Raw genomic sequence first — 13,421 nt, forward strand, 5'->3', positions numbered from 1 at the left:
ACGATGAAAACGCTGAAAAACTGGACGCTGAAAAATCACGATGCCAACCAGGTGGTGTTAACCCTGGACGACAAGCATGAACTGCACCTTTATGTGCTGGAAGAAGGCATGTTCCGCGTGCTTATCAAACGCCAGAGCGGACTGGCGCTCAACAGAACCTGGAGCATTGCGCCGCAGCAGGACGTGCCCTGGGAGGGGCGCGAGCGTGAAAGCATGGAAGGTTTCCCCCTACCCGGCTTTCGCCTTGAACTGCTCGACGATGTTCTGTTAATCAGTACCTCAAAAATGCGCGTCACCGTTCACCAGCCTCTGTGGCTGGAGTGGGAATATAAAAACGCGAAGGATGAATGGCACCCTTTAGCCAGCGACCGTCCCACCAGCGCCTACCAGCTCAATGCCCACGGCGACGGCGTGGCACACTACCAGCGCCGCTTCAAAGACGAGCGCTTTTACGGACTGGGGGAAAAAGCTGGCCCGCTGAACCGCAGCGGCAAGCGTTATGAAATGCGTAATCTGGACGCAATGGGTTACAATGCAGCCTCCACCGACCCGCTTTATAAGCACATCCCTTTTACCATCACACGCCGCGACGACGTCAGCTTTGGCCTGTTTTACGACAACCTCAGCAGCTGCTGGCTGGATCTCGGGAATGAGATAGACAACTACCACGTTGCCTACCGCCGCTGGCAGGCAGAGGCGGGCGATGTGGATTACTACATGTTCCTCGGCCCGCGCGTGCTGGACGTCACCAAAGCCTTTGTGCGCCTGACCGGTAAAACCTTCTTCGGCCCGAAATGGAGCCTGGGCTACAGCGGCTCGACAATGCATTACACCGACGCGCCGGATGCCCAGAATCAGTTGATGAACTTTATCCGGCTTTGCGAGGAACACGCTATTCCGTGCGACTCATTCCAGCTGTCGTCCGGGTATACTTCGATCGACAACAAGCGCTATGTCTTCAACTGGAATTACGACAAGGTGCCGCAGCCGAAGCTGATGAGCCAGGCCTTTGCCGACGCGGGCATCAGGCTGGCGGCAAATATTAAGCCCTGCCTGCTACAGGATCATCCCCGCTACCGGGAGGCGGCGGCGAGCGGCCTGTTTATTCGGGACTCGGAAAGCGACTCGCCGGAGTGCTCAAGCTTCTGGGACGACGAAGGCTCGCATCTCGACTTTACCAATCCGGCCACGGTGAAATGGTGGCAAACCGGCGTCACCACCCAATTGCTGGAAATGGGGATCGGCTCGACCTGGAACGACAACAACGAATATGAAGTCTGGGACGGCGAGGCGCGCTGCCACGGCTTTGGACAGCCTATTGCCATCAAGCATATTCGCCCGGTTATGCCGCTGCTGATGATGCGCGCGTCAATGGAAGCCCAGCAGACCTTTGCCCCGGAAAAACGCCCGTACCTTATTTCCCGTTCGGGCTGCGCCGGGATGCAGCGCTATGTTCAGACCTGGAGCGGCGATAATCGCACCAGTTGGGAAACGCTGCGCTACAACATCCGCATGGGCGTGGGTATGAGTTTGTCCGGGCTGTTTAACGTCGGGCATGACGTCGGCGGCTTCTCGGGTGACAAACCGGACGCAGAGCTGTTTGTTCGCTGGGTGCAAAACGGCGTGATGCATCCCCGCTTCACCATTCACTCATGGAATGATGATGCCACGGTAAACGAACCGTGGATGTACCCGGTCGTCACGCCTGCCATTCGCGCCGCCATCGAACTGCGCTACCGCCTGCTGCCCTGGTTCTACACGCTATTGTGGCAGGCTCACGCCGACGATGAGCCGATGCTGAGGCCGACGTTCCTCGACCATGAACACGATGAAAAAACTTTCGAAGAGTGCGATGAATTTATGCTGGGCCGCGATGTGTTGGTTGCAAGCGTTGTGGAGCCGGGCCAGCGCGAACGTACTTTGTGGCTGCCGCAAAACGAACACGGCTGGTATGACTATTACACCGGGCAGTGGTACAGCGGCGGGCAGCACGTCACCGTTCAGTCTCCGCTGGAGCATCTGCCGCTGCTGGTGCGTGCCGGGGCAGCGTTGCCGCACAGCAGCCGCATTAGCTATGTCGATATTAAGGCCGATGATCTTCGCGAACTGAAGATTTATCCGCTGCCCGGCACCGGGGTTTCTCATGGCTCGCTGTTTGAAGACGATGGCGAATCCTGGGGATATAAATCGGGCAATGCGCTGTGGCTAAGTTGGGAAATTAACTGTTCTGCTCAAGAGATTAATGTGGTCTTTAGCCGGAAAGGCGATTACCAGCCGGCCTGGCGCGAGATTAACTTATCTCTGCCTGCGGGGGAAAAACGGCGTCTGCTGGTGAACGGCGTGGAATGCGAGGTGTGGGCGCTGTAATTGCCCCTCACCCCGGCCCTCTCCCCAAAGGGGCGAGGGGGAAAACAGGTGGGAGCAATAACTATAATTCGATCTGTCCCCTCTCCCTTTTCAGGGAGAGGGTTCGGGTGAGGGAAAAATTACCCGTCGATCCCTTTACTGCGCAGGTAATCTTCGTAGCCACCGGTGAAGTCAATCACGCGTTCTGGCGTAATTTCCAGCACGCGAGTCGCCAGGGAGCTAACGAATTCACGGTCGTGGGATACGAAGATAAGCGTCCCCTGGTACATCTCCAGCGCCATGTTCAGCGACTCGATGGATTCCATATCCAGGTGGTTTGTCGGTTCGTCCATGATCAGGATGTTTGGTTTTTCCATCATCAACTTGCCGAACAGCATACGACCCTTCTCACCACCGGACAGCACTTTGGCCGGCTTTTTGATGTCGTCCTGGCTGAACAGCAGGCGACCAAGGATGCTGCGCACCGCCTGCTCGTCATCGCCTTCCTGCTTCCACTGGCTCATCCAGTCGAACACGGTGAGATCGTTTTCGAACTCGTATTCGTGATCCTGAGCGTAGTAGCCGATTTGAGCGTTTTCAGACCATTTAACGCCGCCGGATTCCGGAGTAAGTTCGCCTACCAGGGTTTTCAGCAGCGTGGTTTTACCGATGCCGTTAGCGCCCAGGATTGCCAGCTTCTCGCCGACTTCCAGCAGCAGGTTAACGCCTTTAAACAGCGGACCGCTTTCAAACCCTTTGGTCAGGGCTTCCACTTCCAGCGCATTACGGAACAGTTTCTTGTCCTGCTCGAAGCGAATGAACGGGTTCTGGCGGCTTGAGGCTTTCACTTCGTCCAGCTTGATTTTATCAATCTGGCGGGCGCGAGAGGTTGCCTGACGAGATTTAGAAGCGTTGGCGCTAAAGCGGCTAACGAAAGATTGCAGGTCGGCAATCTGCGCTTTTTTCTTGGCGTTGTCAGACAGCAGGCGCTCGCGAGCCTGGGTGGCCGCGGTCATGTATTCGTCGTAGTTGCCCGGGTAAACGCGCAGCTCGCCGTAGTCCAGGTCGGCCATGTGGGTGCAGACCATATTCAGGAAGTGACGGTCGTGCGAAATAATAATCATCGTGCTGTTACGCTCGTTAAGCACGGTTTCCAGCCAGCGAATGGTATCGATGTCCAGGTTGTTCGTTGGTTCGTCGAGCAGCAGGATGTCCGGGTTAGAGAACAGCGCCTGCGCCAGCAGTACACGCAGCTTCCAGCCCGGGGCCACTTCGCTCATCGGGCCGTAATGCTGTTCCAGCGGAATGCCCACGCCGAGCAGCAGTTCACCGGCGCGCGCTTCTGCGGTGTAGCCGTCCATCTCGCCGTAGGTCACTTCGAGGTCGGCAACTTTGTAACCGTCTTCTTCGCTCATTTCCGGCAGAGCATAAATGCGGTCACGCTCCTGCTTTACTTCCCACAGCTCGCCGTGGCCCATGATAACGGTATCGAGCACGGTGAATTTTTCGAAGGCGAACTGATCCTGACGCAGCTTACCGATGCGCTCGTTCGGGTCGAGAGAAACGTTGCCCAGAGTCGGCTCAAGGTCTCCGCCGAGGATTTTCATGAACGTAGATTTGCCGCTACCGTTAGCGCCGATCAGGCCATAACGGTTGCCGCCGCCAAATTTAACGGAGATATTTTCGAACAGCGGTTTGCTGCCAAACTGCATGGTAACGTTGCTGGATACAAGCACTGGTATGTCCTGGAGAAATAAGTTGTCGAGATTTTGGAATGTGATTTCGGCCACATTATGCCATAACTATGATAAAGGGTCGCCCCGCATCTTAACCGTACAATAGTTAAGCAATGTGAAAAAAATGTGATTTCATCCACATCTGATTTCCCAGATGAAGGTAATGCACATATAATGCGCGGCTAAATCGTCCATGAACACTCACTAGCTGGCCCGTCTGGCATAACACTCGCACAACATGAATATGAAATTACGCTCGCTTTTACTGGCTTTTGTGGCTGTCGCGTCTTTCTGTAAAACAGCCTCCGCAGTGACCTATCCATTGCCGACTAACGGCAGCCGTGTGGTTGGTCAAAATCAGGTTATCACTATTCCGGAAGGCAGCACCGCGCCGCTGGAAGAGTATGCCGCGCAGTACCAGATGGGGCTTTCCAACATGCTGGAAGCTAACCCGGGTATTGACCCGTATCTGCCGAAAGCGGGTACGATTTTGAATATTCCTCAGCAATTGATCCTACCGGACACCGTGCACGAAGGGATTGTTATTAACAGCGCCGAAATGCGCCTCTACTATTACCCGAAAGGCACCAACACCGTTATCGTGCTGCCAATCGGTATCGGCCAGTTGGGTAAAGATACCCCGATTAACTGGACGACTAAGGTAGAGCGCAAGAAAAACGGCCCAACCTGGACGCCAACCGCCAAAATGCACGCTGAATACGCGGCAGCAGGCACTCCGCTTCCGGCTGTGGTACCGGCTGGCCCGGACAACCCAATGGGCCTGTACGCGCTGTACATCGGTAACCTGTACGCGATTCACGGCACCAATGCCAACTTCGGTATCGGCCTGCGCGTAAGCCACGGCTGCGTGCGTCTGCGTAACGAAGACATCAAGTTCCTGTTCGACAACGTGCCGGTTGGCACCCGCGTTCAGTTTATCGACGAACCGGTTAAAGCCACCACCGAGCCTGACGGCAGCCGCTACATCGAAGTTCACAACCCGCTGTCTACAACAGAAGCGCAGTTTAACTCCGGTGAAATCGTGCCAATCACTCTGACCAGCAGCGTGCAGAAAGTCACTGCTCAGTCTGATGTGGATACCAGCGTAGTAGATCAGGCGATTCAGAACCGTTCCGGTATGCCGGTTCGTCTGAACTAATCTGCCTCACGATGTTCGATAAGGCGGCCTCCGGGCCGCCTTTTTTATTGCAGTAATAAAGAACAGCAAACCTTCACGCAGGGAATATTTGTTATGCTGATAATTCATGATGTGATGGATAGCACATATTTGGGTTTAATTGTATGATGAATGCGTTTCTTAAAGGGTAACCTCTATGCGTAACTCGTTCACGGTAATCTGGCAGTATCTTCGTTCTTTTGTCTTAATTTACTTATGCTTATATGCAGGCATTTTTGTCGCCTCGCTGCTGCCCATCGTCATTCCCGGCAGCATTATCGGCATGCTAATTCTGTTTGTGCTGCTGTCGCTGCAAATCCTACCGGCGAAATGGGTAAAACCCAGCTGCCACCTGATGATTCGCTATATGGCGCTGCTGTTTGTCCCCATCGGCGTGGGCGTTATGCAGTATTACGACGTGCTGAAGGCGCAGTTCGGCCCGGTGGTCATTTCCTGTTTAATCAGCACGCTGGTGGTGCTGGTGATTGTGAGCTGGAGTTCGCACCTGGTTCACGGCGAAAGAAAAGTGGTTGGCGAAAGCGAGGCAGATAACAAATGATGCATTATATATGGTGGTCCTTGCCGCTGACGCTTATCGTCTTCTTTGCCGCCCGCAAGCTTGCCGCCCGCGTGCAGTCTCCCCTGCTGAACCCGCTGCTGGTTTGTATGGTGGTGATTATTCCGCTGCTGCTGGTAACCGGCATTCCCTACGACCATTATTTTAAAGGCAGCGAGGTGCTTAACGACCTGCTACAGCCCGCCGTTGTGGCGCTCGCCTTTCCGCTTTATGAGCAAATCCACCAGATCCGCGCCCGCTGGAAATCAATTATTACCATCTGCTTTATCGGCAGCATGGTGGCGATGACCACCGGGACTTCAATCGCGCTGCTGATGGGCGCTTCGCCGGAAATCGCCGCTTCGGTGCTGCCTAAGTCAGTAACCACGCCAATTGCCATGGCCGTTGGCGGCGGCATCGGTGGTATTCCTGCGATTAGCGCAGTCTGCGTTATCTTCGTCGGCATTCTGGGTGCGGTGTTCGGCCACACGCTGCTGAACCTGATGCGCATCAAGACTAAAGCTTCTCGCGGGCTGTCTATGGGGGCCGCTTCACATGCGCTGGGTACGGCTCGCTGCGCCGAACTCGACTTCCAGGAAGGCGCTTTTAGCTCGCTGGCGCTGGTGATTTGCGGGGTAATGACCTCCCTTATCGCACCGTTTTTATTCCCGGTATTGTTGAAACTCTTTGGCTAAAACCTGCAACAGATCGCGAAATTGTATTTTTCATTGCATACGTTGCATTATTAATGAGATACAGATCACATATTAAGCCCCATCAGTTCCGTAAACTAGGTTCCCGTTACCTGTTATGAGGCTTAAACATGCGTTCACGTTTTGATGCTGCTTTTGCGCAGCTCCCTGCTGCGCTGCAATCCGCTTTGCAACCGCTGCTTGCCGATGAACACTTCCCGGCGATGTTTACGGCAGCAGAAGTGGAAGCGCTGAAACATCAATCCGGGCTTGGCGATGACGATTTGGCGTTTGCTTTACTCCCGCTTGCCGCAGCCTGTGCCCGCGCTGACCTCTCGCATTTTAACGTTGGTGCCGTTGCGCGCGGCGTTAGCGGTAATCTCTATTTCGGCGGCAACATGGAATTCCTTGGTGCCACCATGCAGCAAACCGTGCACGCAGAGCAAAGCGCCATCACCCACGCCTGGATGCGCGGTGAAAAAGGCCTGGTTGATATCACCGTCAACTACACGCCGTGCGGCCACTGCCGCCAGTTTATGAACGAGCTGAACAGCGGCGTTGCGCTACGCATTCATCTCCCGGGCCGCCAGGCTTCAACCCTTGGCGACTATCTGCCGGACGCCTTCGGCCCGCGTGACCTTGAGATTAAAACCCTGCTGCTGGACGAAGAAAACCACGGCTTTGCGCTTAAGGGTGACGCGCTTGAGCAGGCCGCAATTACCGCAGCAAACCGCAGCCACGCGCCTTATAGCAAGGCCCCGGCTGGCGTAGCGCTGCAAATGCGCGATGGTAAAATCTTTACCGGCAGCTATGCCGAAAACGCCGCATTCAACCCGTCTTTACCGCCGCTACAGGCCGCTTTGAACCTGCTTTCGCTTAACGGTTACGACTACCCGGACATTCAGCGCGCCGTTCTGGCTGAGAAAGCCGATGCCCCTCTGCTGCAATGGGACGCCACTTCCGCAACCCTGAAAGCGCTGGGCTGCAACAACATTGAGCGCTTCCTGCTCGGCCAATAATCCTCCTCTGCGGGTGTACCCACACCCGCATTGTTGAAATTTGCCCCAACCGAACCCGCGTTTCTTGCTCTTGAGGGCCTGGTAAAGTAGCCTTGGATGAAATTTCACCCCGCGAAAGAGTCTGCAAGTTAATGTTGAAGCGAGTGTTTTACGGCCTGCTGGTGCTTATTGGCTTAACGCTGGTGGCTGCGCTCGGGCTGGATCGCTGGATTAGCTGGAAAACCGCCCCCTACGTTTATGATGAACTCCAGGACCTGCCCTACCGCCAGGTCGGCGTTGTGCTGGGCACAGCCAAGTATTACCGCACCGGCGTGATTAATCAGTATTACCTGTTCCGCATTCAGGGCGCGCTGAACGCGTACAACAGCGGGAAAGTTAACTATCTGCTGCTGAGCGGGGATAACGCCCAGCAAAGCTACAACGAGCCGATGACGATGCGTAAAGACCTGATTGCCGGCGGCGTTGATCCGGCGGATATCGTGCTTGATTATGCTGGCTTCCGCACGCTGGACTCTATCGTTCGCACCCGCAAAGTGTTTGATACCAACGATTTCATCATCATTACCCAGCGCTTTCACTGCGAGCGTGCGCTATTTATCGCCCAGCATATGGGGATTCAGGCGCAGTGTTATGCCGTGCCTTCGCCGAAAAACATGCTGACGGTGCGCGTTCGCGAGTTTGGCGCACGCCTCGGCGCTCTGGCGGATTTGTATCTGTTCAAGCGGGAGCCTCGTTTCCTCGGCCCGCTGGTGCCGATTCCGTCGCAGCAGGAAGTGCCGGAAGATGCGCAGGGTTACCCGGCTGTGACGCCGGAGCAGCTGCTGGAATTACAGAAGAAGAAATAAAAAAATCCTCTCCCTTTCCGGGAGAGGATTAGCCTGCGGGGAACTATTACTTCTTGCGCGCGTACTTCAGGGAGTCCAGCGCAACGGCGAAGATAATGATCCCGCCCTTGATGATGTACTGCCAGTACGGGTTCACGCCGATATAGGTCAGGCCGTAGTTGATAACCGTAAAGATGATTACGCCTGTTACTACCCCCACTACCGTACCCACGCCGCCGCTAAACGACACGCCGCCCACCACGCACGCCGCAATCGCATCCAGCTCATACATAAAGCCCAGGTTGTTGGTAGCCGAGCCGATACGCCCCGCTTCCAGCATCCCGCCGAAGGCGTAGAACACGCCGGACAGGGCATAAATCATTATCAGGTTCAGCGCGACATTTACGCCGGACACTTTCGCCGCTTCCGGGTTACCGCCGATGGCAAAAATGTTTTTACCAAAGCGGGTTTTGTTCCACAGCACCCAAACGAAGAACACCGCAAACAGGGCGTAGAACGTTATGTAGGAGAGGCGGAAACTGCCCAGCGCTATAAACCCCTGGGTAAAGGTAGAGAAGTGAGAGTCAAAGCCGGAAATCGGTGAAGCGCCGACGAAATCGTAATACAGGGAGTTGATACCGTAGACGATAATCATCGTGCCCAAAGTGGTGATAAACGGCGTCACGTTCAGGTAAGCGATGATAATCCCGTTCACCAGGCCGATGACCGCGCCAACCGCACAGACGATAAGCAGCACCAGCGGGATAGGCATAGTGTGCATATCCGGGAACACTTTGTTGACGTTATCCATAGACTGCAACAGCGTCGCCGCAACAACCGCCGCAAGGCCAACCTGGCGCCCGGCGGAAAGGTCTGTACCCTGGGTCACAATCAGCCCCGCTACGCCCAGCGCGATAATAATACGCACCGAGGACTGGGTAAGGATGTTACTCAGGTTCAGCAGGCTTAAGAATGTCGGGTCCTGGAAAATAATAATTGCCAGCAGCACCAGCAGCACTACATAGATGCCGCCTTCTTTTAGATAAGTTAGAAAACTCTTTTTATTTAACACACTCATTTTTAATAGCCCCTAAATCATCACAGGTGCACAGACGCAAGACGTAAAATTTCGTTCTGCGTTGTTGTTTTGGTGTCTACAATTCCGGCCACGAGCCCGTTGCTCATTACCAGGATACGGTCTGTAATCCCTAACAATTCCGGCATCTCGGACGAAATGATAATGATCCCTTTCCCTTTTTTGGCAAGCTCGGCAATCAGCTGATAAATTTCGAATTTAGCGCCAACGTCAATGCCGCGCGTCGGCTCATCGAGCATCAGTATCTCCGGCTGGGTCAGCAGCCAGCGGCCAATAATGACCTTCTGCTGGTTTCCGCCCGAGAGCGAGCCGATAGAAGTACGGTGCCCCGGCGTCTTCACACGCATCGAGTCGATAACCCACTGGGTATCGCTCTTCATGCGGGTGTTATCCAGCAGCCCGACCTTGTTTTTGTAATTCCGAATATTGGAAATGAGTGAGTTAAAGCCGATATCCAGATAGGCGTAGATCCCGGTCGAGCGACGCTCTTCCGTCACCAGCGCAAAACCGTGGTTTATCGCTTCGTTCGCGTTGTGATTATTGATTTTTTTGCCGTGCAGCTTAATGGTGCCGCCTGACTTCTCACGGATACCAAACAGCGTTTCCACGATATCGGTACGCTTCGCGCCGACCAGCCCGGCAATGCCGAGGATTTCGCCCTGGTGCAGGTCAAAGGAGATATCGCGAATAGAAGGCTGGCGCAGCGAGGTCAGGTTGCGAACTTCAAGAATAACCTCACCCGGCACGTTGGACTTGTCCGGGAAACGCTGGTTCAGCGAACGACCAACCATCATGGAGATGATTTTGTCCATATCCAGCCCTTCCAGCGGCTGGGTGGCAATCCACTGCCCGTCACGCAATATCGTAATTTCGTCGCACAGCTGGAATATTTCTTCCATTTTATGGGAGATATAAACAATCCCGCAGCCGCGATCTTTTAATTTGCGAATAATTTTAAAGAGATGATTAACTTCTTTTTCCGTCAGGGACGATGTTGGCTCATCCATAATAACGATTTTGGCGTTATAGGAGAAAGCTTTGGCAATTTCAATCATCTGCATTTGAGAAACGGATAAAGTCCCGACGCGGGCTCGCGGATCGATATCAATATCCAGCTCATCAAAAATCTCTTTGGTATCGCGGTACATCTTATCCTGATCGACAAACACGCCTTTGGTCGGGTACCGCCCGAGCCACATGTTGTCCATTACGGTACGCTGTAATACCAGGTTAAGTTCCTGATGCACCATAGAAATACCATTTTCCAGCGCTTCTTTAGTGCTGCTGAAATTAACTTCTTTTCCCTGAAAAAGGATACTGCCGGAATCTTTGCTGTAGATCCCAAAAAGGCATTTTAATAATGTCGATTTCCCCGCACCGTTCTCACCCATCAGGGCATGAATAGAGTGTGGACGAACTTTTAAATTAACATTATCCAGTGCCTTAACGCCGGGGAAGGATTTATTAATGTTGGTCATTTCCAACAAAAATTCCGACGACGTAGCTGAATTATTATCGACCATAGTTATACCTGTGTCGCTGAGTAGCCGGTCTGAAACCGGGCGCAGGGACCCGCGCCCGGATAAAACGGTATGACTTACTTGCCGACGAACTGGGCCAAGTTATCTTTATCCACGCCTACATAAGGTACGCGGACAATCTTGTTCTCAATTTTCCAGTTGGTGCCTTCTGCCGCTGGCTTACCTTCGGCAAGGTTTTTCGCCAGATCGAAGGTGGCTTTAGCCTGGTTGTTAGCATCGTTCAGCACGGTCCCGGCCATTGCGCCAGACTTAACCAGGGCCAGAGCTTCCGGCAGGGCATCTACGCCGAACACAGGAATTGAGGTTTTGTTGTGGGCTTTCAGCGCTTCTACAGCTCCCATTGCCATCGCATCGTTGTTGGCGATAACCACTTCGATTTTGTTAGCGTTAGGGCCGGAGAGCCAGGCATCCATTTTGTCTTTAGCCTGAGCGGTATCCCACATTGCGGTATCCAGCTGCAGCTGCTGAGTTTTCAGCCCCTTGTCGTTCAGCTCTTTGATAACGTAAGTGGTACGCGCTTCTGCATCCGGGTGGCCCGGCTCGCCTTTCAGCAGAACGAATTGCACCTGGCCGTCTTTGTTCAGATCCCACGCCGGGTTAGCCGCCCAGTGTTTAGCGATCAGGTCGCCCTGAATGATGCCGGACTCTTTAGAGTCGGTGCCGACGTAGTAAGCTTTGTCGTAGCTGTCCAGCGCTTTGCGGGATGGTTCTTTGTTGAAGAACACAACAGGTACGTTTTGCCCGCGTGCTTTTTCAATCACGGTGCCGGCAGCGGCCGGGTCAACCAGGTTGATAGCCAGCGCTTTAACGCCTTTAGCCAGCAGAACGTCAATCTGGTCGTTCTGTTTTGACTGGTCGTTCTGGGAGTCGTTCATCAGCAGCTGAACGTCTGGTGCGGCTTTACCGTCTTTCTCAATCGCCTTACGCACCACTGACATGAAGTTGTCGTCGTATTTGTAAATAGTCACGCCAATACGGCTATCAGCGGCGTGGGCTGCGGCACCAAACAGCATGCAGGACATCACGGCGGACAGGGTCAAAACCTTCTTATTCATGGTATCTCCGGTTTTTTATTTTGCAGGGTAGTTCGGGTTCGAAACCAGGCAGGACAGTAATGTTAATAAAAAGTTACTGAATGCCGAAGTTATCCTAAAAAAAAGCGCTTCCGTGTTCGGTAACAATCCAATACTGCGTTTTTTATGGTCGTTTTTGGCTAATCGCGCTGCTAAAAGTGAGTAGTCACGGTTACATTGCGTTTCAGCTGATAAAACGCTGACATAATAGTCAGCGCAATGTTAATTAACTGTGAATTTACTCACAGATTGAAACCGGTTACATCTAACTCTTTGGCAGCAGAGTGATCGACGCCACATTTTGCTTCACGGCCACCGAGTGGCGGCGAACTAAAGTCGGCATAAAACAGTGCGTTACATCACGATTCAACGTACCTGCCGCGCCCTGTAACGCCAGCTCCGTCGCCAGCCGCGCCATAGAAACGACCGGATAACGCACGGTCGTTAACTGCGGATCGGTGTAACGAGCGATGGGAATATCATCGAAGCCGATGATCGACACATGCTGAGGGACGATAATGCCGTTATCTTTCAGGGCGGTAAGCGCCCCGGCCGCCATGCTGTCGTTATAGGAGAAGATAGCGCTCAATTGCAGGTTACGGCCCAGTAGCTCAACCATTGCCGCTTCTCCGCCCTGCATATCCGGCGTGCCGGTGCCGACCCAGCTGTCCGGGGGCGTTATGCCCTGCTCCGCCAGCGCCTGAAGCCAGCCCTGATGCCGCTGGTCGTTGTCTTCAATTTGATGGCTGGAGGCGAGGTAGCCGACGCGCGAATGCCCCTGGTTGAGCAGCATGCGGGTAGCCATTACCGCCCCGCTGACGTTATCGAGGCAGACACAGCGGTGGGCGTAACCGGGGACGAGGCGATTAATCAGCACCATGCCCGGCACCTGCTCCAGGAAGGAGGCAAGCTCTTCGTCGCTCAGCGCCTTGGCGTGTACGATCAGGGCGCTGCACCGCTGGCGAATCAGCACCTCAATGGCGTGGCGCTCTTTCTCTTCCTGGTGGTAGCTGTTGCCGATGAGCAAATATTTATTATGCTGCTGGGCAACCATATCCACCGCTTTGACCAGTGCGCCAAAGAAAGGATCGGAAACGTCCATCACCACCACGCCGATGGTGTCGCTGACCTGAGTAGCCAGCGCCTGTGCGTTGGCGTTAGGACGGTAGCCCAGCTCGGTTACCGCCTGCATGACATTTTCGCGCGTTTCCGGGCTGACCAGCGCGCTGTTATTTAATACTCGGGATACTGTCGCTACTGAAACCCCGGCGATACGGGCAACGTCACGAATGGTTATCGGCGTTGGGGGAGTCGGTCTCATAGGTACACCCTGTTTTAGGCAAGGTGGCTATTCTGCGGCG

11 protein-coding genes are annotated in these 13,421 nt (G+C 54.1%); 6 read left to right on the forward strand and 5 right to left on the reverse strand.

The features are described 5' to 3' along the window. The first annotated feature begins 3 nt into the window (after positions 1-3). Positions 4-2,367, forward strand: a complete 2,364-nt coding sequence (locus HMPREF0201_RS13710; protein ID WP_016537319.1) for a glycoside hydrolase family 31 protein — start codon at positions 4-6, stop codon at positions 2,365-2,367. Positions 2,368-2,486: 119 nt separating this feature from the next. On the opposite strand, the gene HMPREF0201_RS13715 is transcribed toward HMPREF0201_RS13710, so the two are convergent. Further along, entirely contained in the window at positions 2,487-4,082 is a 1,596-nt protein-coding gene (locus HMPREF0201_RS13715; RefSeq protein ID WP_039898459.1) for an ABC-F family ATPase, read from the reverse strand. 238 nt (positions 4,083-4,320) lie between these two features. On the opposite strand from HMPREF0201_RS13715, the gene ldtB reads away from it, so the two are divergent. The 5 genes from ldtB to sanA all read left to right on the forward strand — a co-directional run bounded on the left by ldtB (position 4,321) and on the right by sanA (position 8,371). Continuing rightward, the gene (gene ldtB, locus HMPREF0201_RS13720) at positions 4,321-5,241 is read left to right on the forward strand and encodes a L,D-transpeptidase (RefSeq protein ID WP_016537321.1); all 921 of its coding nucleotides are present in this window, start codon (positions 4,321-4,323) and stop codon (positions 5,239-5,241) included. 175 nt (positions 5,242-5,416) lie between these two features. Next, positions 5,417-5,818 (forward strand): CidA/LrgA family protein, encoded by a 402-nt coding sequence (locus HMPREF0201_RS13725; RefSeq protein ID WP_016537322.1) that lies wholly within the window; start codon positions 5,417-5,419, stop codon positions 5,816-5,818. Further along, positions 5,815-6,510 carry a CidB/LrgB family autolysis modulator gene (locus HMPREF0201_RS13730; RefSeq protein WP_016537323.1) on the forward strand — a complete coding sequence of 232 codons (696 nt, stop codon included), beginning with the start codon at positions 5,815-5,817 and terminating at the stop codon, positions 6,508-6,510. Before HMPREF0201_RS13725 ends, HMPREF0201_RS13730 begins: the two co-directional genes overlap by 4 nt. 128 nt (positions 6,511-6,638) lie before the next feature. Continuing rightward, positions 6,639-7,526 carry a cytidine deaminase gene (gene cdd, locus HMPREF0201_RS13735; RefSeq protein ID WP_016537324.1) on the forward strand — a complete coding sequence of 296 codons (888 nt, stop codon included), beginning with the start codon at positions 6,639-6,641 and terminating at the stop codon, positions 7,524-7,526. A 131-nt stretch (positions 7,527-7,657) separates the two neighbouring features. Then, the gene (sanA, locus tag HMPREF0201_RS13740) at positions 7,658-8,371 is read left to right on the forward strand and encodes an outer membrane permeability protein SanA (RefSeq protein ID WP_016537325.1); all 714 of its coding nucleotides are present in this window, start codon (positions 7,658-7,660) and stop codon (positions 8,369-8,371) included. Between the two features lie 46 nt (positions 8,372-8,417). On the opposite strand, the gene mglC is transcribed toward sanA, so the two are convergent. The 4 genes from mglC to galS form a co-directional block, all read right to left on the reverse strand. Then, positions 8,418-9,428: a galactose/methyl galactoside ABC transporter permease MglC gene (gene mglC, locus HMPREF0201_RS13745; protein WP_016537326.1), complete on the reverse strand. Its 1,011-nt coding sequence runs from the start codon at positions 9,426-9,428 to the stop codon at positions 8,418-8,420. 20 nt (positions 9,429-9,448) lie between these two features. After that, positions 9,449-10,969, reverse strand: coding sequence for a galactose/methyl galactoside ABC transporter ATP-binding protein MglA (gene mglA / locus HMPREF0201_RS13750; protein ID WP_016537327.1), 1,521 nt, complete (start codon positions 10,967-10,969; stop codon positions 9,449-9,451). Between the two features lie 74 nt (positions 10,970-11,043). Next, complete coding sequence (mglB, locus tag HMPREF0201_RS13755; protein ID WP_016537328.1) at positions 11,044-12,042, reverse strand: galactose/glucose ABC transporter substrate-binding protein MglB; 999 nt, start codon at positions 12,040-12,042, stop codon at positions 11,044-11,046. A gap of 283 nt (positions 12,043-12,325) precedes the next feature. Then, positions 12,326-13,381, reverse strand: a complete 1,056-nt coding sequence (gene galS / locus HMPREF0201_RS13760) for an HTH-type transcriptional regulator GalS (protein WP_039898461.1) — start codon at positions 13,379-13,381, stop codon at positions 12,326-12,328. Positions 13,382-13,421: the final 40 nt, after the last annotated feature.

The sequence above is a fragment of the Cedecea davisae DSM 4568 genome, from assembly GCF_000412335.2.
Classification (GTDB): domain Bacteria; phylum Pseudomonadota; class Gammaproteobacteria; order Enterobacterales; family Enterobacteriaceae; genus Cedecea; species Cedecea davisae.

Coding starts and splice junctions, on each gene's coding strand:
- HMPREF0201_RS13710 (WP_016537319.1), top strand. CDS start 4: ATGAAAACGCTGAAAAACTGGACGCTGAAAAATCACGATGCCAACCAG.
- mglA (WP_016537327.1), bottom strand. CDS start 10,969: ATGGTCGATAATAATTCAGCTACGTCGTCGGAATTTTTGTTGGAAATG.
- ldtB (WP_016537321.1), top strand. CDS start 4,321: ATGAATATGAAATTACGCTCGCTTTTACTGGCTTTTGTGGCTGTCGCG.
- galS (WP_039898461.1), bottom strand. CDS start 13,381: ATGAGACCGACTCCCCCAACGCCGATAACCATTCGTGACGTTGCCCGT.
- HMPREF0201_RS13725 (WP_016537322.1), top strand. CDS start 5,417: ATGCGTAACTCGTTCACGGTAATCTGGCAGTATCTTCGTTCTTTTGTC.
- sanA (WP_016537325.1), top strand. CDS start 7,658: ATGTTGAAGCGAGTGTTTTACGGCCTGCTGGTGCTTATTGGCTTAACG.
- HMPREF0201_RS13730 (WP_016537323.1), top strand. CDS start 5,815: ATGATGCATTATATATGGTGGTCCTTGCCGCTGACGCTTATCGTCTTC.
- mglC (WP_016537326.1), bottom strand. CDS start 9,428: ATGAGTGTGTTAAATAAAAAGAGTTTTCTAACTTATCTAAAAGAAGGC.
- mglB (WP_016537328.1), bottom strand. CDS start 12,042: ATGAATAAGAAGGTTTTGACCCTGTCCGCCGTGATGTCCTGCATGCTG.
- cdd (WP_016537324.1), top strand. CDS start 6,639: ATGCGTTCACGTTTTGATGCTGCTTTTGCGCAGCTCCCTGCTGCGCTG.